Consider the following 20,395-nt stretch of genomic DNA (forward strand, 5'->3'; position numbering starts at 1 on the left):
CTAACCTAGCCCTCGGGCAGGGTGCCCCGTTGGTAGATCGTCAACAATGTCGGCGCAAATACCCAGGAGCTTCTCCACGGATTCTTCCTCACCGATCGAAATTCGGATGCCCTCGGGGAACGGGCGCACGATCAGGCCGACGGCCGACAGGACATCGGCGATGTCGGCGGTGTCCTCGGCGGTGGGCAGCCAGATGAAGTTTCCCTGAGGCACCGGAATGTTCCAGCCCTGCTCGCTCAGCAGGCGCCAGACCCGGTCGCGCCGCTCGGTCAGGGCACGCACCCGCCGCAGCAGCTGGTCGGCGGCGTCGAGAGAGGCGATCGCGGCCGCGCCGGCAACACCTGTGACCGAGAGCGGGATCGCGGTGGACCTCGCCGCATCGAGCACGGCGACGGGACCGAGGGCGTAGCCGACGCGCAGGCCGGCCAGGCCGTAGGCCTTGGAGAAAGTGCGCAGCACGACCAGGTTCGGGAACCGGGACAGCAGTGGCAGGCCGGTGACCGCCTCGGGGTCGGTGACGAACTCGCAGTAGGCCTCATCGAGGATGACGAGGAGGTCCGGCGGGACGACGGCCATGAACGATTCGAACTCGTCGCCCGTGACGGCAGTCCCGGTCGGATTGTTCGGGCTGCAGATGATGACGACGCGGGTATGGTCCGTGATGCGGGTGGCCATCTCGGGCAGGTCGTGGCGATGGTCGGCCCGGTTCGGAACCTGCACGCTCGTGGCACCGGCGACGGTGACCAGACCGGGGTAGGCCTCGAAGGAGCGCCACGAGTAGAGCACCTCGTCACCCGGTCCCGCGGCGGCGAGGATGAGCTGGGCCAGGAGGGCCACGGAGCCGGCACCGATGTGCACCTCGTCGACGCTCAGGCCGAACTGCGTGGCCAGCCGTTCGCGCAGGGCCAGCGCCGAGGCATCCGGGTACCGGTTGTACGCGGTCTCGGCGTTCACGGCGGCGATGACGCCGGGCAGCGGATCGAAGGGGTTCTCGTTGCTCGAGAGTTTGAACGCACTGGCTGCGGCAGCTTGACCCTGCCGATAGGCCGGGAGGGCGACAATCTCGGGGCGCAGGCGGACCGAGGGCGGGTCTGATGGGCTCACTCGGCGATTCTACGCCGCGGCATATTCACGTGGCCGCATGGTTAGGCCCCGGGCTGGCCCATCCGTGCGACCAGTCACCGGCGATGCCATAGTGGAGTCATGGCCAGATTCCTGATCAAGCTGATCCTCAACTCCGTCGCCCTGTGGCTCACGACCCTGCTCGTCAGCGGGGTGCGGGTCGATCCGTTCGCCGAGGGCACGACCGCCCTGATCGCCACCTATCTGTTGGTCGCGCTGGTCTTCGGCCTCGTCAACAGTGTGATCGGGGGCTTCGTGCGGGTTGTCGCGTTCCCGGTCTACATCCTCACGCTCGGCCTGATTTCCTTGATCGTGAATGGTTTCCTGCTGATGATCGTGGCCTGGTTCTCGGGCCTGGTCGGCTTCGGGCTCGTGGTGGACGATTTCTGGTGGGGTGTGCTCGGCGCACTCGTGCTGGGCATCATCAGCTGGATTCTCGGCGTGCTGATCCGACCGGTCACCCCCCGCTCGTAGCGATCTCCAGCCGTCGGGTCAGCCGTCGGCCAGGCGGAAGCCCCGCCACCGGGAGGACTCGCCAGCTTCCCTGCCGAGGATCTTCCCGAGGGTCTCCCGGAACTCCTGTAATCGTGGTTCCTCGGAGCCGTCCATGAGCCGCCCGGTCTCCCGGTAGGCGGTGAGGGCGTGAGCCGGCAGCGGCCGGTCGACCGGCACCTCCGTCTCAGCGAACACCTCGCGGCGCACCACCAGGCGCTCATCGTCGCCGGTGGCCGTTCCCCCCAGGGCAGGGACAAGGTCGTCGGTGTGCTCGACCATGACGGCCTCCACGTCTGCGGGCAGGGCCACTTGGGCGGTGAGTCCCCCAAAGGTCGCCACCGCGACGGTGTTGAAGTGCCCGGACGCCGCGAGCTGCGCCGCGACCAACCCGCCCTGCGAGTGACCCACCGGAACCACCGGGTCGCGCGGCGCCACCCCGGCCTCCCGCAGGGCATCGACGACCGCCCGATAGGAGCCGGAGCCCTGGTCGGCGAGGGCGACGAGGTTGGAGGTGAGGTCCCACGGTTGTTCACCGGCGACCGGACTCCACGCCGCGGTGCCGCCGATGTAGACCACCCAGGATGCGTCGTCCGGACCGCCATAACGCTCGATGCGCACCTGCGGGGCGTCCTCCGACACCGAGGGGATGCGGGCAGCCAGGTCCTCGAAGCCGGCCGGCGGAGCGACGGGTCGGCCGGGGAGAGCGGCGCCGGGCCGCGCGGCACCCGCAGGCGGCGGGCCGAGGGGGCGGGTCCCACCGTCGAGCCGCTCCACCGACACGGGAGTCTCGCGCAGCAGGCCGAGGGGGCGGGCGAGCCCGACCAGGCCCGCCGCGGTCGTCGTGACACCGAGCAGGCCGAGGCCCTCGTCGCCGAGGGCCAGTGACACCGGGAACGGCACCCCGGCACGACCGGTGGCCGCGTCGTCGGCCGAGGAGACGATCACCCGCACCGCCTCGACCAGGACCGGGTTGGTCAGGGCCCGCGGATGCGCGTGGACCCAGGCGCCGATCTCGGCGGGCGCGTCTCCCGGACGCCGGCCGGTGAGCAGACCGCCGAGCACCAACCCCACCACGCCGACCGTGAGGCCGGGCACGGCCGCCAGGGCCAGAAGAGGTGCCAGCAGCCCGAGGGTGGAGCCCAGCCAGGCCCCGGAGAGGCTTGCTCCCCAGTCCCGCAGGCGCTCGGCCCTGCCGTAGCCCTCCGCCGCCGCGATGAGAGCGTCGGCGAGGGTCTGGCTGCGCTCCGCGACTCGCTCCAGGGCGGAGCGGGCCGCGAACACGTTCATCCCGGCGTTGGGCAGGCTCATCACCGGACCGAGGGGCTGGTCGGAATCCAGTGCCTGGATGCGCGCCACCCGCACCAGCCAGTCCTCGGCGTCACCCTGAAGCAGCCGCAGCCGCGCCGCCTCGGCCAGCAGCGTGTCGGTGGCGACGAGCGTGCTCCCGCCGCCGGACACGATCAGGGTGTCGCCGGGGCCGCCAGGCTGCTCCCCCGTCATCGCACCGCCCGGGCTGGAGCCGGGCCGGGTGCCAGGGTCGGGACCGGCGCCCGGGCCTCGGCCAGAGCAGCCCCGCCCTGATCGATCGCGGCCACCACCTCGGTGAGGGCGGCGTCGAGGAGCCCGGCGGCTCGGCGGAGTTCGCCGGCGAGGTCGCTGCGCTGACGGTCGTAGTTCCGCTGGGCCTCTGAGCGCCACGAGCCGGTCAGGTCGCCGGCCGTGAGCCGGCCCGCCGCCATGTCGACGTCGTCGCGCAGCAGGCGCAGCAGCATCCGTCGCTGCCGAAGTTCGTCGAGGCGCGCCTCCAGCGCGTAATGAGTCACGATCGTGCAAGTCGAGCTGGTGCCGCCCGGAATCTCCATCTCCGCCCTTCTGCGCGCTGCGGATTCGCTGCCAGTGAGCGTGCCACCCCCGGCAGACGTGGTCGCTATGAATCCGAGAGTTCACGGAACATGCCGCACGACGGCGGCTGGGGAGGGGGCCGGGTGCAACACAATGGGGAGATGGACATTGTGTCGATCACACCCGATGAGTCGACACCGTTCCGCATTATTTTCGTCTGCACCGGGAACATCTGCCGTTCGCCGATGGCCGAAGTCATGCTTCGCGATCTGATCACGCGCTCCGGCCTGGGTCGTTTGATCACCACCAGCTCCGCCGGCACCGGCGACTGGCATGTCGGCGAGCAGGCGGATCAGCGCACGATCGCCGCCCTGGCCACCCGCGGCTACGACGGCAGGCATCATCGGGCCCGCCAGTTCGACCCCGAGTGGTTTGCCGACCTCGACCTCGTCGTGGTGCTCGACCGCGCGCAGGAACGCATCCTGCGCAACTGGGCCACGACCGAGCGTGACCGCAGCAAGGTGCGCCTGCTGCTCAGTTTCGATGCGGCCCAGGCTGCCCTGCTGGACGTTCCCGACCCCTACTATTCCGACGATGCTTTCTTTGACACGGTTCTTGGCATGATTGAAAGCGCAAATGAAGCGCTCTTCGCGCAACTTGCACCCGCAATCCGACAGGGAGTCCGATGAGTCCGTTACCGCCCCAGGTCCTCAGCCCACTCGATGGCCGCTACCGCGCCGCCGTCACCGAACTGGGCGAGTACCTATCCGAGGCAGGCCTTAATCGGGCCCGGGTGCAGGTCGAGGTGGAGTGGCTGATCACCCTCACCGACCGCAGTCTGTTCGGCTCCGTACCGCTGAACGCGGAGCAGAAGCTCGGCCTGCGCGCTCTGGTCACCGACTTCGGCCAGACCGAGATCGACGAGTTGGCCGTGCTGGAAGCCACCACCCGGCACGACGTGAAAGCCGTCGAGTACCTCGTGCGCCGCCGCCTGAGCACGCTGGGCCTCGACCACATCAGCGAGCTCACCCACTTCGCCGCCACCAGCGAGGACATAAACAACCTGTCCTACGCGCTGACCGTGAGCGACGCTGTGCGCGAGGTCTGGCTGCCCAAATTCCGCGCCGTCATCGGCGCCCTGCGCCTGCGCGCCCTCGAATACCGCGCCGACTCCATGCTGGCCCGCACACACGGCCAGCCGGCGACACCCACCACGGTGGGCAAGGAGCTCGCGGTCTTCGTCTACCGGCTCGAGCGCCTGGCCCAGCAGGTCGAGGACAGCGAGTACCTGGGCAAATTCAGCGGTGCCACCGGCACCTTCGCCGCCCACGTCGCGGCCGATCCCGCCGTCGACTGGCCGGCCGTGTCGCGCGGCTTCGTCGAGGGCCTCGGGCTCACCTGGAACCCGCTGACCACCCAGATCGAGCCCCACGACTGGCAGGCCGAGCTCTACTCGCGCGTCTCCCATGCGAACCGGGTGCTGCACAACCTGGCGACGGATGTCTGGACCTACATCTCGCTCGGCTACTTCCGCCAGATCCCGCAGGTCGGGGCCACCGGCTCATCGACCATGCCGCACAAGATCAACCCCATCCGCTTCGAGAACGCGGAGGCCAACCTCGAGCTGTCCAGCGCGATCCTCGACTCGCTCGCGGCGACACTGGTGACCTCGCGGCTGCAGCGCGACCTGACCGACTCCACCACGCAGCGCAACATCGGCGTGGGCTTCGGACACTCCCTGCTCGCCCTCGACAACATCCTGCGCGGCCTCGGCGAAATCGACATCGACCGCGCCATGCTCGCCCGCGACCTCGACGCCAACTGGGAGATCCTCGGCGAGGCGATCCAGACCGTGATCCGCGCCGAGGTGTCGGCGGGGCGCTCTACGATCGAGGACCCCTACGCCCTGCTCAAGGAACTCACCCGGGGCAAGCGGATCAACCGGCACGATCTGGTGGCCTTCGTCACCGAACTGGAGATCGGCGACGCCGCCAAGGCGCGGCTGCTCGATCTGACCCCGGGCAGCTACGTGGGTCTCGCGGACCCGCTTCTCGACTACCTGACCTAGCGGCTGCGCGGGTGCTGCGCCGTTCCGCTGGTGGCGTGCCACGTGCGCAGCGGCGCACCCCACGCGCGGCGTCAGAATGCTCGTGGCGTCGGAGTACGCACGGCGCCTCCGTTCAGAGGCCGCGGTCCTGCTCGTCGAGGTCGGACCTCTCGGCCGGGTTCGGCTTCATGCCGAGCACGAGCATCGCGATCACGACGAGCACGAGGATGAACGTGCCGCCGAAGCCGATCAACGCCAGCACCACGTCCCGGGTGCTCATCAGCACGACCAGGCCGAGGAACACGGCCATCACGGCCGAGAAGCCGACGAGTTCGATCGGCTTGAGCTTCTCGGAACGGCTGGGCGTGCGCGGGGTGTTCTGGGTCACAGGGTGTCCGAATCGTTGGGTGAGGCCGTGAGGGCGCGGGCGGCATCCGTGCCGGACCACTTGAGGGAGAACCCGGCGATGGCGAGGTAGACGCCGAGCATCACGAGGTAGGCGCCGAACAGGCCGACCGACACCACTGCGTTGGGCGGCAGCAGCAGGAAGATCACGGCCAGCAGGGCGGTGACGGCGCCGACCAGCAGCCAGTCACGGTCGGCCGGGTCGCGCCGACGCGCACGGATGCCGCTGTACAGCTCGAGAAAACCGGTCACCGCCGCCCAGACCGAGACCAGGAGGAGGAAGAAACCGAGCCCGCCCGCGTGGAAGAGCAGCGCGAGGAGGCCGGCGGCGACACCAACGGCGCCCTGCACCACAAAGAGGGACCGCTCCCGCGGATCGGCCAGCGTGCGCCGGCTGAGCAGACCCACCGTGAGGCCGCTGAGAAGCGCGAAGACGCCGAACACGAGAAGGCCGAATTCCGCCGAATGATCGGCGTTGAAGGTAATCGCGGCCGCCGGCACAAGGGTGAGGGCGGCCCGCAGCACCGGCACCGGCCAGTACCGGCCGGTGGTGGAGTGTGGAGCCTGGGCGTTCGCCACGCGACGACCTCTTTCATTGCGGGTTGAGACGAATACAGTCTACGCGGGCGGTCCTGGCCGCCCGCTGGGCCCCGGTGCGCAGATCGGTCAGAACAGGGTGTCGCCGATGTAGCCGTCCGTTGCGCATCCCGGCGGAATCGCGAACACCGCGGAACCGATCGGGGTGGTCCACTGGTTGAGCAGGTCGAGGGTGTCGAGGCGCTGCTGGATGGGCACGAACTGCGCGTCGACATCCGCCTGGAAAGACGCGAACAGCAGTCCGGAGTTGGAGACGCCGGAACCCTGAGGCACGTCGTCATAATTGTAGCCGCGGCGGTGGATGCGCTGGGACCGGTCCTCCGACCGGGCGCGACGCAGGTGGGAGTACTCGGGGATGACCGGGAACCCGAGCGCGTTCGTCGCCGTGAAGTCGGGCTCGTCGCGCTCCTTCGTGCCCGTGAGCGGCGCCCCGACGGCGAGAGTGCGTCCGACCGCGGACTCGCGGCCCGAGCGGTCGAGCCCGTCCCACGTGTCGAGGTTCATGCTGATCCGGCGCAGGACGAGGCTGGTTCCACCCACCAGCCAGCCGGGACCGGAGGCCGTGCCCCAGACCAGGGCATTGAAGTCGGCCGTTCCGGCGGCCGGGTTCGCGGTGCCGTCCACCTGGCCGAACAGGTTGCGCATGGTGGTGCCGGGCTTCTCCGAACCGGCTGCTCGGCGGAAGCCGGACTGAACCCACCGCACCGACGCGAAGGAGCGCAGGTCCTTCAGAAGCATCCGGGTGGCATGGGCGACCGTCATCGGGTCGTCGGCGGCGATCTGCAGCAGCAGGTCACCGTCGTTCCACTCCGGCTGGAGCCGGTCGATCGTGAACGCGGGCAGGGGCCTCAGCCAGCCGGGAGCCTCTCCCCCGGCGACGGCGACGAGGCCGGGCCCGAAGCCGAAGGTGACCGTCAGCCGGGCCGGCACGACGGCCAGCTCGGGTTCCGAGTCGGCCAGGGCGCCCTCGCCCTGGGTGAGCCGGGCGGCATCGTCGGTCAGGATGCGCATCATCCGCCGCAGCGCGGCCCGGTCGATCTGCGCGGGCAGGTTGAGCGCCACGAACGTGACCCGGGCCTGCGGGTCGGTGTCCACCCCGGCCTGGTGCACCCCGAAGAAGGGAACGGCGTCGGTGCCGCGAAAGAGCGGTACCGATGGAGCCGCAGAGCCGCCGATCCCGGCCTTGGCCACGAGGTCGATGCCCATGGCTCCGGCCGCACCGATCCCGGCGGCGGCACCACCCAGAAGAAGGTGGCGCCGGCTGAGCCGGCGGCCCGACTGCACGGACGATTCGGGCGGTCCACTCCGTTCATTCTCTGTGAGGGAACTCACTGGCTGTCGGTATCCATGTCCATTTCGGTGTCGCCCTCGTATGTTTCGTTGGCCCCGGTGTAGTCCTTCACCGGGGCTGAGAAGTCCAGGCTCGACCCGTCGGCGAGGTCGAGGGTGAAGGCGGCCGCATCGCCGGCGGCGAGCGGGCCGGTGAGCCCCATCAGCATGATGTGGCGGCCGCCAGGGATGAGTTCGATGGAGCCGCCGGCCGGCACCACGAAGCCATCCGGATTCTCCTGCATGACCATGTCGCCGGCGTCGTTGGCCACGGTTTCGTGAAGTTCGATCATCGAGGCTGCGGATGTCTCGGCTGAGACGACCGTGATGTCGTCGGGTCCGGAGTTCTCGAGCAGGCCGAAGGCGCCAGTCATGCCGGACTCGCTCGCCTTGACCCAGGCATCCGTCATGGCCAGGGTGTCGGCCGAGGTGGCGCTGTCGGTCGTCGCCGCGGGTGCCTCGGTCGCGCCGGCGCAGCCCGAGAGGGCCAGCATCAGAGCGGCGGCGGCAACGACGAATCGGGTGGGAACGGTGTTGAGCTTCATGAGGGGTTCTCCTGGTCTGGTGCGTTGGGTGCTCGGGAAACGATGCGGCGTGTCAGGTGCTTCAGGTGCTTCAGGTGCTTCAGGTGCTTCACGGGTTGCCGCGGCGCCTGGCTCGCCAGGCAATGAACAGGGCGACGGCGGCCAGTCCACCGAAGGCACCGAAGAGCCCCACCGCGACCACCGAGAGTCCCGTTCCGTCGGCGGTCTCTTCCGAGGCGGCGGATGTCGCGTCGCCGGACGGGTCCGGCGCCGCGGTTGCACCCGCAGTCGACTGTGATCGAGGCTGGGCCGCGGTGCCCACGGTGAAGGCGAAGGCGCCAGAGACCGGGTGACCGTCGGCGGACACGACCCGCCAGCGCACGTCGTAGGCACCGTCGGGCAGGTCGGCCGCCACCGGCTGGGTGGCCTGCGGCCCGTCGAGCCGCATGTCGCCCTCTGCCCAGTTCTTCTCCTCGGTATCGACAACCATGACGATGGCGCCGACCTCGAGGATGTCGTCCGTGAACGTGATGGCGATCTCGGCGGGAGCGAGGTCGACGTTCGCACCGTCGGCCGGCACGGTCAACGCCACCTGGTCGTGGGCGTCGGCCGCCGGAGCCACCGGGCTGAATATGGACAGAGCGATCACGGCCAGGGTCAGGAAAACGGCGGCTGCCGGGCGTCGCGGTTGGGCAGAAATCATTGAAATCTCCGATTCGTGGAGGGAAGAGATGGGGCGGTGCGACGGCAGATTCACCGGGCACAGATGTGCCGGTGGCCGGGTGCGCAGACGCCGTCGACCTCACCGAGGTCGAACGGAATCACTCGGGCCAGGTGTCAGCGGGTCAGCGGGTCAGCGGGTCGCGCGCAGGGTGCAGCGCATCGGGATCAGAGCGCACGAGTGAGAAGGTCAGAGCCTCACGGTGCCAGGGCGCGCGGGGGCGGACCGCGGCGGAGCGCACTGGAGAGCAGCACGCCGAGATCGGCAGGAACGAAGACCCGGCGGAAAGCAGGGCGCAGCGTCGCCGCATCCGTTCCGATCTGCGCCGGAGCGAGGCGTTCGATCAGGACCGCGATGAGACGGATCGTCGTCTCCTCGAGCAGCGCCCAGAACGTCTTCTCGCCGCGGTACAGGGCGGCGATGGTGACGAGGGCGGCCAAGGCGTGTGCCACCCACATCCAGCCACCAGGCAGGGCGCCGACCGCGTGCATCAGGTGGGGGGTCGCGTCCGCCAGGGTGACGGCTCCGTGATGGGAGGTGCTCGTCATCGTCGTGCTCGAGGCCCCGCCGAGGCCGAACAGAACGTGCAGCAGAAGCTGGCTGACCCCGACGGAGAGGGAGAGACGCAATAGCGACAAGCTTGTGCCGGCCAACAGTACGGACGCTATCCCCGCGAAGGCGAGGGCCAGACCCACGCTGAGCCAGCCGGGAGCGTTGCCGCCGCCGGCGATGTGCGAGAGGGCGGCGACGAAGACGGCGACGGATGCGGTCAGCCATCCGCGACCGAATCGCGCCCACCTGCTCGTCATGGCCCTCCCTCGCACCGGAACCGCCCCAATCGGGATCAGGGTCGGATCCCTGACTGAACCCTACCGCCCTGACCTGTGCGCCGGGGCCGGGCGGGTACCGAACTCAGAGCGCGTTGACCGCGCCGAGCACCTTCGTCAGAGAGTCCTTGGCGTCGCCGAACAGCAGCGTCGTCTTCGGGTCGTAGAGCAGCTCGTTCTCGATGCCGGCGAAACCGGGACGCATCGACCGTTTGAGGAACACCACCTGCCGGGCATCACCGACGTCGAGGATCGGCATGCCGTAGATCGGCGAGCCGGGCGACGTCTTCGCGGCCGGGTTGACCACGTCGTTGGCGCCGACGACGAGGGCGACATCCGTGTTCTTGAACTCGGGGTTGACCTCGGCCATCTCCTTGAGCGCCTCATAGGGCACATTCGCCTCGGCGAGAAGCACGTTCATGTGCCCGGGCATGCGCCCGGCCACCGGGTGGATGGCGAAGACGACCTCGATGCCGCGCGCCTCGAGGGTGGTGGCGAGTTCGGCGATGGTGTGCTGGCCCTGCGCCACGGCGAGGCCGTAGCCGGGCACGATGACCACGCGCTGGGCGTAGTTGAGCAGCACCGCGACGTCTTCCGCATTGGAGCTGCGCACGGGCCGGTCGCTCTGGGCGGTCGACCCGGCGGTGGAACCGCCCTTGAACGCCCCGAACAGGATTCCGTTCACGCCGCGACCCATGGCGGATGCCATCGCCCGGGTCAGGATCGTGCCGCTGGCGCCCACGAGGGTGCCGGCCACCACAAGGAGCAGGTTGCCGAGAACGATGCCGGAGGCCGCGACGGCCAGTCCGGTGAAGGCGTTGAGCAGGGAAATCACGATCGGCACGTCGGCCCCGCCGACGGGGAGCACGAGCAGTGCCCCGACGAGCAGTCCCAGCACGAGCAGACCGATAGCCCAACCGGCCGCACCGGTGGCGACGACAAAGCCTCCGGCCACAAGGGCGGCCAGCACGATGCCGCCCATCACGATCGCGAGGCCCGGGAAGATGAGAGGCCTGGAGCTGATCAGACCCTGCAGCTTGCCGACGGTGACCGCGGAGCCGGAGAACGAGACGGCGCCGATGAGCATCGTGAAGACCACGGCCACCTTGCTCCACGGGCTGTCGGTGCTGCCGAGCTCCAGCATGGCGACCAGTGCCGCGGCACCGCCGCCGACGCCGTTGAACAGCGCGACGAGCTGGGGCATCTGCGTCATCTCCACGCGCCGCGAGATGGGGGCGGCGATCGCCGACCCCACCGCGATGGCGATGAGGATGGCCGGGATGTTCTCGATCCGGGCGGAGAGGAAGACGGTGATCACGGCCAGCAGCGCGCCGGCGGCCCCGATCAGGTTGCCGCGGCGGGCGGTCTTCGGCGAGGAGAGCCCGCGCAGGGCCAAGATGAAACAGACCGCGGCGATCAGGTAGAGCAGGCTGGTCCACTCGGGGCTGAGCAGGCTCATTTCGTCGCGTCCTTCGGATCGGTCTTCGGGCCGGCGCCGGCCGGTTTGCGGGGGGCGAACATTTTGAGCATCCGGTCGGTCACGACGAAGCCACCGACGAGATTCGCGGTGGCCATCACCACGGCGAGCAGGGCGACCGCGAGCAGCCACGGCTCCAGGGTCTGCCCGGCGACGATGATGGCTCCGATCAGGATGATGCCGTGGATGGCGTTCGCCCCGCTCATCAGTGGGGTGTGCAGGGTGCTCGAGACCTTCGAGACGACCTCGAAGCCGACGAAAACCGCCAGCACGACGACGGTCAGCAGGGTGATTGGATCCATCAGTGTTCTCCTGTCGCGGCGGCGGCCACGGCGGCGGCCGTGGGTTCGTGCCGGATGGTGCCGTCATGCGTCAGGCAGGCCCCGGCGACGACCTCGTCCGTGAAGTCGGGCGTCACCGTGCCGTCGACGGTCATCAAAGCGAGCAGGTTGGCCACGTTCTTGGCGAAAAGCCGCGAGGCGTCCGCCGGCATCGTGGAGGGGGCGTCCTTCATGCCCACGAGCGTGACGGAGCCGTCACCGACCTGGGTGGGCACCAGGGTGTCCACACCGGCGAGAACACCCTCGACGTTCCCGCCGGTCTCGGCGGCCAGGTCGATCACGACCGAGCCTGGACGCATCGCGGCCACCATCTCGTGCGTGACGAGCAGCGGGGCCGCGCGACCGGGGATGGCCGCCGTGGTGATCATGACGTCGGCTGCGGCCACGTAGGGTGCAAGCAGTTCGCGCTGGCGCACGGCACGGTCTACGCTCAGCTCCCGGGCGTAGCCACCCGTACCCTCGACGGCGTCCAGGTCGAGGTCGACGAAGGTGCCACCCATGGAGGTGACCTCATCGGCCGAGGCCGGGCGCACGTCGTAGGCCGAGACCCGGGCACCAAGGCGCTTGGCCGTGGCGATTGCCTGCAGTCCGGCCACGCCGGCCCCGAGCACGAGCACTCGAGCCGGCGGAATCGTACCGGCCGCGGTCATGTAGAGCGGGAAGAAGCGGGGGAATCGGATGGCCGCCTCGAGCACTACGCGATAGCCGGAGACCAGCGATTGGCTAGTGAGCGCGTCCATCGACTGGGCGCGCGAGATGCGCGGAACCAGCTCGAGGGCAAAGGCCGTCGCGCCGGCCGCGGCCAGGGCGGCGACGGTGGCCAGCTCGGAGGCCGGCGACGCCAGGCCGACCGTAATCGTGCCGGGGCGGAGAGCAGCCGCGAACTCCGGGGCGAGGGGGCGCACGTGGCAGTAGACATCGAGGTCGCCCGGGGTGAGGTGCGGCACAACGGCGGCACCGGCATCCGTGTAGGCGGCGTCGCCGTGACCGGAAGGGGCGCCCGCACCGGACTCAACCAGGACCTCGAGTCCAAGGGTTGTGAGCTGGGTCACTGTCTCGGGGGTCGCCGCGACGCGGCGCTCACCTTGCAGGCGTTCTCGTCCGATGCCGACTCTCACGCGCGTCTCCTTCGTGGCGAACGGCCACGAGCGAGAACGGACCGATCCGAACGCTTGCACGGCACTTTCGTCCCCGTTCGTAGCGTAGTGGGATTCGCGTGCCGCCCGGAGAATATGACCGCGTTGCGGCGGGTGTGTAGGTTCCTGACTCAGTTGTCATTGGCTACTGCCGAAATCACGGCGAATTCTGTGCACCTGTCACCGCGCCAATCCCCGTCTTCCTGTCACTATCCTCGACCGTGTCTCAACCTTGTCCTGCAGGTGGTCAAGGGGTGAGATCACCCGGCAATACCCATATGGCATGTCAGCAGTTGAGGAAATTCCGAGCATCGTGGCTTCAATCACAGCCGCCGTCGCGATAGGCGTCTCAGTCAGTGGCGCCTTCATGCCGAACGTCGGTCTAGGTCGAATTGAACGACTCACGTCTGCGATTGAGAAGCTCTCTGGTCCAGACCAAGCGCCCTCAGCGAAGTGAGATCGCAGCTGATCAGAAACTATGTCAAAGCATCTTCTTCATGGACATTAACTGCTGACCGGATTCAAGTTGGCGTGCTAACGGCCGGTGGAACTCTGATGTTCGTTTCGCTGGGCGCGAGCTTCATCGCGGCTGCGTCAACTTCACCGGGATCGGAGGACCGGTCGAGCGCCTGGTGGATCCCTGGCTATGTCATTGGCCTGGGCACGGTGGTTGTCAACTCAATCATCTTGTTGTGTCGGAGAGCTCGCGCCAAGAAGGATCCGGAAGGACACACAACTCGATCCATCGTGACCGTTCCACAGCCGCCAGTCGGCACACCGGCTAATGCAACATCCACTGCAGCAGAAACTTGTAAGAAGCTAGACCCGCTGCATCGTTAGCGCTTGGACGCTCCATGCCTGCTACGAAATGCGTCGTCTCTCGATGCCAGAATCGAGAGTGTGGCGTGTCACGACCAACTTTTCGGCGGAAGGCGAGTCCACCCGTGAGTCCGAAGCACGAAGTTGAACTGGTATGAGCCTCGCGCCGCCTCTTGGACGCGTTTGGATGCCTTCCCGACGGAGTCTACGGAGGACAGCACTCGGGCTCATCCCGAGGATCGCTGCAATTTCCCGGGCGGACTCACCCTGGTCGACGTAGTGCCGCACGGGAAACTCCCGTGAAATGTCTTTCGGGCGACGACCACAAGGAGGTGGCTGGATTCCATGTTCCTTAAATTGCCGAAAAAGCGTGGTTCTTCCGAATCCGGCGTCCTGTGCAATCCGGGTAAGAGTGTTCCCGGCGGCGGTCTCTGCGACGAAAGCACTCACCGTGAAAACTTCCCTCGCTGCGAGGTTACGGTGCCAATTCGAAGGGCGTTATTTCGGATCTCTGAAGCCGACGGCCGGTGGTTCGAGTATCAAGCCCAAAACCGTTCATTTAAGCGGTTGAGTGGTGATTTCTGGCTCGTGGAGGGGTTGTGGCCAGTGCGCGTGGTGGAAGCGTTTGGCGGGCCATTTTGAGACCTTGCGTTTGATGACGCGAGGGTTTGAACGCCGTCGTCGCGCGGGGTTCAGCCGTCGGATCAGGGCGCGTACCGCATGGCGCCAGACCGCTTTGGCGTAGTCAGGGCGCGGAGGGGAAAAAAGCGCCCTGAGCCACGGAACGGCGGGCGATGCGGAGTGCGGCGATGAAGGAGACCCGGTCAGGGTCGCGGTGAGCATGCTGGGCGGCCTCGACCATGAGGGTGCGGATCGCGTAGTGGCAACAGAGGTGCCCCCAGATTTCCTGCTTGACCAGGTCGGGGAATTTGGACCGCATCACCATGCGCGGACCGCGTTGGTGAGACTTCAGCTCGTCGAACACGGACTCGATCTCCCACCGTTCGGAATACACGGTCGCGAGTTCTTCCGCGGAGGCCTCGGCCGGATCAAGGATCGTGGTCAGCAGCCGGTCGGCGTCAGGGTTGTCGCGTCCGTCGTCGATCGTGTAGCCCACGACCCGCACGGTCAGTGGTGGTGTCGATTGCCGCCCCGGGCCCGAGGTCGGGATGATCGTGGTCTCGGCCGAGCCGGTCCAGCTTCCGAACCAGGAGCGTGTCACCATGACGCAGCGCCTTCAGGCAGGCCGCCAGGTGTGGCCGTCCGTCCTTCTTGCCGGATACCCGGTCCTCGTAGAGATCCCCTGCAGGGACGCCGGCAGCCAGGAGTGCGTCTCGTTGTAGATCAGTGCTCTGCGAGCCATCAGCTTTTGACACGCGCATGCATCCGACGTGCATGCTCGACCCCTGTCATCTAAACGTTCGATTACGTGACATCACGTCCGTATCGCCCAGAAACCCGAAATTTGTCACATAATCCGCCAGGCATTTCACGTGTTGCAAAGGATCAGCGCGCAAGCCAAATTGACGAGAATTACTAATATCCTGCAGATGCTGAAACCGAGGCCTGTGAGTCTCAATGGTCAAGGGCGTTGTTTCGGCAGTTATTTGTGACCGATTTCTGAGTCATCAACCGGCTTGACACACCCATTTGGGTCACATAGATTTTTTGCGTTGCTCTAGGCCCTGTCAGCGGATTCACTCACCACATCCAGGGAGTGCCTTGTCTACACTCGTCATTCGAGCGTCCGGGACCGTACCATGGCCACCGCCGAGACGGAGCCGCGTCCCCCCGTGACGGTGCCGGCGACCATTTGCTTCTCGAACAAGTAGCCGCCGGTGACGCACTCGCCTTCGGCTCCTTGTATGACGCCTCCGTCACCGAAACCTATGCAATCTGCATGTACAAGTTTGCAATGCCGTCGTCGGCCGACACAGCCATGGTCAAAATATGGATCTTCCTTTGGAGCCACGCCGCCGCACTCAACGAGCTGGCGGGTACAACAAAATTCATCGTGCTGTGTCCACTGCCTGGGCCGTCATCTCGCAGCGCCGCAGAAGCCTCCGTCAGCTGATTACCCGTAAGATCCGCTAGGTCAGCTCGTCCTCATAAGACCAACAAAACGCGCGGCAAAACGATACGCGCAATGTTGGTAGCGGCAACGAATTTACGAGCCACCCCTACCTACGCGCCAGCGTTGACGGATCGGAGGCGCTACCAGGCACACCAGTACAGTTCTGCCTGCGTGCCCAGGGCGCGATCAAGGCCGTCTCGCGTCATAAACCATAGTCAAATAAGCGTCCTCCGCCCTACTCCTTCTGATTAGGCACGCCAGTTATCGCAGGTTACGGTGCCAGGCCGAGTTGTTGGAGCATGCCCTGTTCGTCGCTGCTACCCCAACGCTCGACAAGTTTCCCGTTCTCGAACCGGCTGATTTGCATGCCACGAACAGACATCGTTTTCCCGCTAGCCGGGTGGCCCATGAGAGGGCCCTGGTGGGTGCCGGTGAGAGTGTACGCGAATGCGACGTCGGTGTCGTTCGCGACGAGGCGCTCGACTTCGATGTGCAGGTCGGGGAAAGCGGCAATCATCTCGCCGAAGAACGCTTTGTAGCCTGCGTGGCCCGGGCCCTGGCCCGGGGCCGGGTCGTTGTCGACTGCGTCTTCGGCCACGAGGTCATTGAGAAGGTCGAGTTCTCCGCTGTTCACGGCGTCACCAAACTTCTGCTGTGCAGCAATATTCACTTCTTGACTCATGTGTTCGCTCTCTTCCCAGAATTAATCATGGATGGGTTTGTGTGGGCCACGAGGTGACCATACCGCCGTTGACGTTCAACGTTGGGAGTGGTGAAAGAATCTGAGCATGAATCCGATGCCGATGAGGACGGCCTGCATTGCAATTCCTGGCAGTGTCGTTGTCTCGACGACGGCCCAGAGCACAGCGGTGCGAACCGTCGCCTCGACGCCGTTGAAGGCGAAGGATCGGGCAAATCGGATACATCCGGATGCGGCAGGTCCTCGGAGGTCTCGGAAGTCGAATCGCTCTTGGAGGAGGAAATTGCCGACGATTGTGACGGCTGCAGAGATGATTGCAGCAGCGATGTACCACACGCCGAGAGCCTGCAGTCCTGCCATGATGAGCAGGTTCGTTACCGCGCCAGCTGCGCCGATGTTGACGAAGCCGGAAAGGTGACCGAAGCGGAGTGCGGCAAGTTGCGTGACGAAGCGGACCCCTTGCTGGAAGTCGGCTCTGGATACACCGGCTTGTCGTTCGTCGAAAACGAACGGTTCCTCCACCACGGTGACCGTATTGCGGGCCAGAATCTCGAGCAGTATTTTGAATCCTCGTGGCTGCAACGCTGATATATCTATGGTGGCGCGGTGTGCGGCGAAAAAGCCTGTCATCGGGTCGGTGCAGTTCTGCAGCCTGACGGGAGCATTGCGCGTGCCAGGAGGTTTGCTGCGGTGGAGACGATATGGCGGGATGCGCCTGCGAGCCCGCCGGATGAACCGTCGTCAAGGTTCCGGGAGGCGACAACCACATCTTCGTGTTCGCTAGCAGCTGCGGCTAGCAGAATCGGAATCATCTCGGGAGGGTGCCGCAGATCGCCGTCCATCACGATGCACCCCTTCCCGTCGCTGGCGGCAATGCCCTCGAGGACCGCGCCCGCTAAGCCGCCGGTGGGTGTACTTCGGTGGATGATGCGGACGGGGAGGCGGGCGGTGTTGCCGACGTGAACTATTACCTGCGGTGTGTCGTCCGAAGAGACGAAGATGATTTCCGCGTCGTAATTGGTTGTGGCGTCACTAATCCGTGCGGCGAGCTCAGCGATGCTCGGTGCCACATTGTAGGTGGGTATCACGATCGAAACGGCCATCAGCGGGTCATTCCTTTCCTGTCCGGGGCGAGGCGAGCGTTCTTGTTCGCCGCTAGCGGGAGGCGAGGTAGAGCCGGTGGGCGGTGATGATTATCGCGAGCTACGCCAGTCCGACGTGGTCTTGCCCGCCCCGTTGTGCCCGAGCAACCCGAATACTTCTCCCATCGGCACCTCGAGAGCGAGGTCGGCTAACGCCGCCGGGAACCGAAGGACCGCAACAGGCCCCTGATAGTTATTGCCATCTTTGTCATAAAACTGACGCTATTGACACCACCGTGAGAAGAAAGTGAGAGAGCCAACGCTCACCGAGAGAGCCATCGACGCCCGTGTCAAGGGCGGGCTCACCAGCGGTCGGCTCGACAAACGCCAAGCAGCGCCGAGTGGGACACACTTGAGTCGGTACAACTGGTGGACCCCATCTCGGTTCACAGCAATAACCGCCAAGGCCGACGAGGAAGTGGGTGATAGTCGGTTGGAATGCGATTGGAGTTGGAATACTTTGCTGCGACGAACGCTAAGACGCTCGTGGTTTTCGTCACGGGGGGCGTGAATGATGACTGAATGGTGGCAGTTCGCGCTAGCGCCCTGGGAAGCCTCGCACTCTTCTGGCTCGCGCTCGTGCTTTTCCTCTGGATTGAATCCACGCGTCACCTAAGAGGTGCATCGCTCAAGGATTTGTTGCGGCTCGTGCCCGATACTTCGCATCTCCTTCGGCGGCTCGCGAGCGATCATTCAGTGTCCATGGGCGTGCGAATATGGCTCCACATTCTTCTCTTTCACCTTCTATTTCCCATTGATGTGATCCCTGACTTCATCCCGGTTCTGGGATATGCTGACGGCGCCCTTATTGTCGCGATCGCGCTGCAGTTCGCGACCCAACAAGCAGGTAGCGTCGCGATCAAACGCCACTGGCCTGGTGCGCCGGAAGGACTAGCCGCGGTACTGCGACTAGCTGGCCTGCACCAAGGGGAGACATCTGATCATCATGGGGTTTGAGGCGCCGAAGGTACGATGCATCCGCACCGATAGTTGCGCTGGACAGTTTGTTGGACATCACCTATGTCCTCGTCCATGGTCGAACGATGACGACTTGCCAGTGAATATTGGGAGGAAGATCTATCAGCAGTAGCGGGCAAGACGACGGTGGGACCAACGAGAAAAAATTCCTATCGACGGGAGCGCGCGTCCGTGCTGGCTTCCACGGAGGCCGCTCCGTGTCCCTCGACGCTGTGCGCGTGTTCGCAATGCTCGCAATCGTGGCCGGCCACATCTGGGTAGACGGTCCAGCACGACCATTTCTTTACAGTTGGCATGTACCGATCTTTTTTTTGCTCTCCGGTTATCTCTGGAAGGTCGGTCGGTCGTTCAACCGGGAGGTTAGGAACCGGGTCAGGTCCCTCCTCATCCCCTACGCGGTCTGGCTCGTGCTGCTTGGAACGGTCACCTTAGGGACCGAAAGTGTGGAGGGCGGCTTCGATCCGATCAGGCTCGCGCACCTTCTCTGGGGCGGCCAGTTCGCGACCGATGGGCCCTTTTGGGCGATGTGGTTTGTGACAGCGTTGTTCTTCGCCGCTGTCATCTATTGGCCTGTGTCACGGTTGCCGCTACCCGGGCAGTGGGCCATCGCCGCGATACTTTTCATCGCGGCGGCGTACATCCCGGGACATCCTGCACGATTCCTGCCGTTGAGCCTGGGGCTCGCCCTTGCGTGCATCATCTTCATCGTTGCCGGGCGTTCGATGCGGCGGGCCCGGGGTATGGTGCGGCACCCGATTGTCACTGGTGTCGTGTTGCTTACGGTTTCCTTTACCCTCATCGTTCTGGGATGGTCGCAGCCGCTTGATTTGAAGCGGCTCGATGTGGGTACCCCGGTCGTGAGCATAGTGGTGGCCGTCGCACTTTCCTTCGGCTTCATTCTCATTACAGAGGGTCTGCTGGGCGGCGATTCTGTTGGGGAGGATGCCAAACCCAGTGTCAGACGAAAGAGCCGAGTCGGCGGCATTGGCCAGCTCTCGCGAGCGGTCACTCAACTTGCCCGGGCGTCATTAACGGTGCTCTTTATCCACCCTGCGGTGGTCACAGGCCTCCACTCATTGGGTCTATCGAAACCCGTGGTCTACCTGCTCACGATCGGAATCGCTTGGCCGGTGGGACTGCTGTTGCTGCGCCTCCCCCACGGCCGCGCTATCACCGGCCTCAAGCCAGCACACTGACCAGAGGAGAATGGCGTAAACATGCGAGCTCGGAACGCTGCGCCGCGGACGCCGCAACGACTTTCAATCCGAGTGCCGAACTGAACGTAAAGCCTCGAAGCCGAACCGTTCCATATCCTTGAAAGTGGAACGCCTCCTACGGCGGAGTTTAGAATTTCGACACGCTGTGGAAATTCGTTCCAAAAGTTAGGTTCGAAAAGGTCTTTCGTTTCTCTCGTACAAAAACGACTTCCGGTACGGCCGCTGTGGATATTAACTAAACTCGCGTCTCGACTGCCAAGCAAGACCTCGACCGGCAGCTCGACGCGCTCGGCGCCGTCGGGATCCCCGCCGATCAGGTCTACGTCGACAAGAAATCAGGCTCGACGACAAACCGACCGGGGCTAACGGCGGCTCTCGAAGTCGCTCGATACGGCGATGTAATCGTGGTGCACACCCTGGACCGTCTCGGCCGAACTGTTTGAGACACGCTAAACATGATCCACGACCTGCGCGAACGTGGCGTCGGGGAACGAAATGGCGAGTAGCGCTTGGTGGTAGCGGTAGTCCGGCGAGTTGGTAGCACGTTTCCGGGTACATGGTAGCGCTGGCGGTCACGGGACTGCTCTGCTGTGAGAAGACAA

General features: G+C 65.8%; 22 protein-coding genes and 3 pseudogenes. 8 read left to right on the plus strand and 17 right to left on the minus strand.

Going from position 1 to position 20,395, the window contains the following annotated elements; translation table 11 throughout:
• Entirely contained in the window at positions 1 to 1,104 is a 1,104-nt protein-coding gene (locus E3O47_RS13110; RefSeq protein ID WP_134342716.1) for a histidinol-phosphate transaminase, read from the minus strand.
• A gap of 99 nt (positions 1,105 to 1,203) precedes the next feature.
• Here E3O47_RS13110 and E3O47_RS13115 point away from each other — a divergent pair, with 99 nt between their 5' ends.
• Entirely contained in the window at positions 1,204 to 1,596 is a 393-nt protein-coding gene (locus tag E3O47_RS13115; protein ID WP_104099761.1) for a phage holin family protein, read from the plus strand.
• An 18-nt stretch (positions 1,597 to 1,614) separates the two neighbouring features.
• On the opposite strand, the gene E3O47_RS13120 is transcribed toward E3O47_RS13115, so the two are convergent.
• Both E3O47_RS13120 and E3O47_RS13125 read right to left on the minus strand, forming a co-directional pair.
• Positions 1,615 to 3,117, minus strand: coding sequence for a hypothetical protein (locus tag E3O47_RS13120; protein WP_134420802.1), 1,503 nt, complete (start codon positions 3,115 to 3,117; stop codon positions 1,615 to 1,617).
• Positions 3,114 to 3,440 carry a hypothetical protein gene (locus E3O47_RS13125; RefSeq protein ID WP_134342717.1) on the minus strand — a complete coding sequence of 109 codons (327 nt, stop codon included), beginning with the start codon at positions 3,438 to 3,440 and terminating at the stop codon, positions 3,114 to 3,116. The genes E3O47_RS13120 and E3O47_RS13125 overlap by 4 nt, the downstream gene beginning before the upstream one ends.
• 180 nt (positions 3,441 to 3,620) lie before the next feature.
• On the opposite strand from E3O47_RS13125, the gene E3O47_RS13130 reads away from it, so the two are divergent.
• Positions 3,621 to 4,148, plus strand: coding sequence for a low molecular weight protein-tyrosine-phosphatase (locus tag E3O47_RS13130; RefSeq protein ID WP_104099783.1), 528 nt, complete (start codon positions 3,621 to 3,623; stop codon positions 4,146 to 4,148).
• Positions 4,145 to 5,527: an adenylosuccinate lyase gene (gene purB, locus E3O47_RS13135; protein ID WP_134420806.1), complete on the plus strand. Its 1,383-nt coding sequence runs from the start codon at positions 4,145 to 4,147 to the stop codon at positions 5,525 to 5,527. The genes E3O47_RS13130 and purB overlap by 4 nt, the downstream gene beginning before the upstream one ends.
• A 112-nt stretch (positions 5,528 to 5,639) precedes the next feature.
• Here the strand turns inward: purB and E3O47_RS13140 are convergent, their stop codons facing one another.
• The 9 genes from E3O47_RS13140 to E3O47_RS13180 all read right to left on the minus strand — a co-directional run bounded on the left by E3O47_RS13140 (position 5,640) and on the right by E3O47_RS13180 (position 12,845).
• Positions 5,640 to 5,894 (minus strand): hypothetical protein, encoded by a 255-nt coding sequence (locus E3O47_RS13140; protein ID WP_104099765.1) that lies wholly within the window; start codon positions 5,892 to 5,894, stop codon positions 5,640 to 5,642.
• A complete protein-coding gene (locus E3O47_RS13145; protein ID WP_104099766.1) occupies positions 5,891 to 6,490 on the minus strand; it encodes a DUF308 domain-containing protein in 600 nt (199 codons plus the stop codon). Before E3O47_RS13145 ends, E3O47_RS13140 begins: the two co-directional genes overlap by 4 nt.
• An 87-nt stretch (positions 6,491 to 6,577) precedes the next feature.
• A complete protein-coding gene (locus E3O47_RS13150) occupies positions 6,578 to 7,840 on the minus strand; it encodes a Dyp-type peroxidase (RefSeq protein WP_241986204.1) in 1,263 nt (420 codons plus the stop codon).
• Positions 7,837 to 8,382, minus strand: a complete 546-nt coding sequence (locus E3O47_RS13155; protein WP_104099767.1) for a copper chaperone PCu(A)C — start codon at positions 8,380 to 8,382, stop codon at positions 7,837 to 7,839. Before E3O47_RS13155 ends, E3O47_RS13150 begins: the two co-directional genes overlap by 4 nt.
• An 88-nt stretch (positions 8,383 to 8,470) precedes the next feature.
• On the minus strand, positions 8,471 to 9,064 hold the full coding sequence (locus E3O47_RS13160) for a copper resistance protein CopC (protein ID WP_134420808.1): 594 nt from the start codon (positions 9,062 to 9,064) through the stop codon (positions 8,471 to 8,473).
• 215 nt (positions 9,065 to 9,279) lie between these two features.
• Positions 9,280 to 9,891, minus strand: coding sequence for a hypothetical protein (locus E3O47_RS13165; protein ID WP_104099769.1), 612 nt, complete (start codon positions 9,889 to 9,891; stop codon positions 9,280 to 9,282).
• 103 nt (positions 9,892 to 9,994) lie between these two features.
• On the minus strand, positions 9,995 to 11,368 hold the full coding sequence (locus E3O47_RS13170; RefSeq protein ID WP_104099770.1) for an NAD(P)(+) transhydrogenase (Re/Si-specific) subunit beta: 1,374 nt from the start codon (positions 11,366 to 11,368) through the stop codon (positions 9,995 to 9,997).
• Positions 11,365 to 11,688: an NAD(P) transhydrogenase subunit alpha gene (locus E3O47_RS13175; protein ID WP_104099771.1), complete on the minus strand. Its 324-nt coding sequence runs from the start codon at positions 11,686 to 11,688 to the stop codon at positions 11,365 to 11,367. Before E3O47_RS13175 ends, E3O47_RS13170 begins: the two co-directional genes overlap by 4 nt.
• A complete protein-coding gene (locus E3O47_RS13180; RefSeq protein WP_104099785.1) occupies positions 11,688 to 12,845 on the minus strand; it encodes an NAD(P) transhydrogenase subunit alpha in 1,158 nt (385 codons plus the stop codon). Before E3O47_RS13180 ends, E3O47_RS13175 begins: the two co-directional genes overlap by 1 nt.
• A 1,182-nt stretch (positions 12,846 to 14,027) precedes the next feature.
• Between E3O47_RS13180 and E3O47_RS16055 the strand changes: the two genes are divergently transcribed.
• Positions 14,028 to 14,324, plus strand: a complete 297-nt coding sequence (locus E3O47_RS16055; protein WP_166785397.1) for a hypothetical protein — start codon at positions 14,028 to 14,030, stop codon at positions 14,322 to 14,324.
• Positions 14,325 to 14,427: 103 nt separating this feature from the next.
• On the opposite strand, the pseudogene E3O47_RS13190 reads toward E3O47_RS16055, so the two are convergent.
• Together E3O47_RS13190 and E3O47_RS13195 are read right to left on the minus strand one after the other, a co-directional pair.
• Positions 14,428 to 14,805: pseudogene (locus E3O47_RS13190) on the minus strand (transposase); the annotation flags it as partial.
• A gap of 55 nt (positions 14,806 to 14,860) precedes the next feature.
• A pseudogene (locus E3O47_RS13195) lies at positions 14,861 to 15,079 on the minus strand (recombinase family protein); the annotation flags it as partial.
• Positions 15,080 to 15,495: 416 nt separating this feature from the next.
• Here E3O47_RS13195 and E3O47_RS13200 point away from each other — a divergent pair.
• Positions 15,496 to 15,756 (plus strand): hypothetical protein, encoded by a 261-nt coding sequence (locus E3O47_RS13200; protein WP_134420812.1) that lies wholly within the window; start codon positions 15,496 to 15,498, stop codon positions 15,754 to 15,756.
• Positions 15,757 to 16,027: 271 nt separating this feature from the next.
• Here E3O47_RS13200 and E3O47_RS13205 read toward each other — a convergent pair whose 3' ends face one another.
• The 3 genes from E3O47_RS13205 to E3O47_RS13215 all read right to left on the minus strand — a co-directional run bounded on the left by E3O47_RS13205 (position 16,028) and on the right by E3O47_RS13215 (position 17,559).
• Positions 16,028 to 16,426, minus strand: coding sequence for an ester cyclase (locus tag E3O47_RS13205; protein ID WP_198411506.1), 399 nt, complete (start codon positions 16,424 to 16,426; stop codon positions 16,028 to 16,030).
• Between the two features lie 87 nt (positions 16,427 to 16,513).
• Positions 16,514 to 17,086: a GtrA family protein gene (locus E3O47_RS13210; protein WP_134420814.1), complete on the minus strand. Its 573-nt coding sequence runs from the start codon at positions 17,084 to 17,086 to the stop codon at positions 16,514 to 16,516.
• Positions 17,083 to 17,559, minus strand: coding sequence for a glycosyltransferase (locus E3O47_RS13215; protein WP_134342722.1), 477 nt, complete (start codon positions 17,557 to 17,559; stop codon positions 17,083 to 17,085). The genes E3O47_RS13210 and E3O47_RS13215 overlap by 4 nt, the downstream gene beginning before the upstream one ends.
• Before the next feature lie 561 nt (positions 17,560 to 18,120).
• Between E3O47_RS13215 and E3O47_RS13225 the strand changes: the two genes are divergently transcribed.
• The 3 genes and pseudogenes from E3O47_RS13225 to E3O47_RS16625 form a co-directional block, all read left to right on the plus strand.
• Positions 18,121 to 18,555: a DUF1232 domain-containing protein gene (locus tag E3O47_RS13225; protein ID WP_134420816.1), complete on the plus strand. Its 435-nt coding sequence runs from the start codon at positions 18,121 to 18,123 to the stop codon at positions 18,553 to 18,555.
• A gap of 218 nt (positions 18,556 to 18,773) precedes the next feature.
• The gene (locus tag E3O47_RS13230; protein ID WP_134420818.1) at positions 18,774 to 19,772 is read left to right on the plus strand and encodes an acyltransferase family protein; all 999 of its coding nucleotides are present in this window, start codon (positions 18,774 to 18,776) and stop codon (positions 19,770 to 19,772) included.
• A 275-nt stretch (positions 19,773 to 20,047) separates the two neighbouring features.
• A pseudogene (locus tag E3O47_RS16625) lies at positions 20,048 to 20,236 on the plus strand (recombinase family protein); the annotation flags it as partial.
• Positions 20,237 to 20,395 lie beyond the last annotated feature (159 nt).

The organism is Cryobacterium sp. TMT2-17-1 (assembly GCF_004402765.1).
GTDB lineage: Bacteria > Actinomycetota > Actinomycetes > Actinomycetales > Microbacteriaceae > Cryobacterium > Cryobacterium sandaracinum.

Bases quoted from the DNA above. Each gene is read 5' to 3' on its own strand.
- E3O47_RS13120 (WP_134420802.1), bottom strand. From the start codon at position 3,117: ATGACGGGGGAGCAGCCTGGCGGCCCCGGCGACACCCTGATCGTGTCC.
- E3O47_RS16055 (WP_166785397.1), top strand. From the start codon at position 14,028: ATGTTCCTTAAATTGCCGAAAAAGCGTGGTTCTTCCGAATCCGGCGTC.
- E3O47_RS13155 (WP_104099767.1), bottom strand. From the start codon at position 8,382: ATGAAGCTCAACACCGTTCCCACCCGATTCGTCGTTGCCGCCGCCGCT.
- E3O47_RS13115 (WP_104099761.1), top strand. From the start codon at position 1,204: ATGGCCAGATTCCTGATCAAGCTGATCCTCAACTCCGTCGCCCTGTGG.
- E3O47_RS13165 (WP_104099769.1), bottom strand. From the start codon at position 9,891: ATGACGAGCAGGTGGGCGCGATTCGGTCGCGGATGGCTGACCGCATCC.
- E3O47_RS13160 (WP_134420808.1), bottom strand. From the start codon at position 9,064: ATGATTTCTGCCCAACCGCGACGCCCGGCAGCCGCCGTTTTCCTGACC.
- E3O47_RS13225 (WP_134420816.1), top strand. From the start codon at position 18,121: ATGGTGGCAGTTCGCGCTAGCGCCCTGGGAAGCCTCGCACTCTTCTGG.
- E3O47_RS13170 (WP_104099770.1), bottom strand. From the start codon at position 11,368: ATGAGCCTGCTCAGCCCCGAGTGGACCAGCCTGCTCTACCTGATCGCC.
- E3O47_RS13175 (WP_104099771.1), bottom strand. From the start codon at position 11,688: ATGGATCCAATCACCCTGCTGACCGTCGTCGTGCTGGCGGTTTTCGTC.
- purB (WP_134420806.1), top strand. From the start codon at position 4,145: ATGAGTCCGTTACCGCCCCAGGTCCTCAGCCCACTCGATGGCCGCTAC.
- E3O47_RS13215 (WP_134342722.1), bottom strand. From the start codon at position 17,559: ATGGCCGTTTCGATCGTGATACCCACCTACAATGTGGCACCGAGCATC.
- E3O47_RS13130 (WP_104099783.1), top strand. From the start codon at position 3,621: ATGGACATTGTGTCGATCACACCCGATGAGTCGACACCGTTCCGCATT.
- E3O47_RS13210 (WP_134420814.1), bottom strand. From the start codon at position 17,086: ATGACAGGCTTTTTCGCCGCACACCGCGCCACCATAGATATATCAGCG.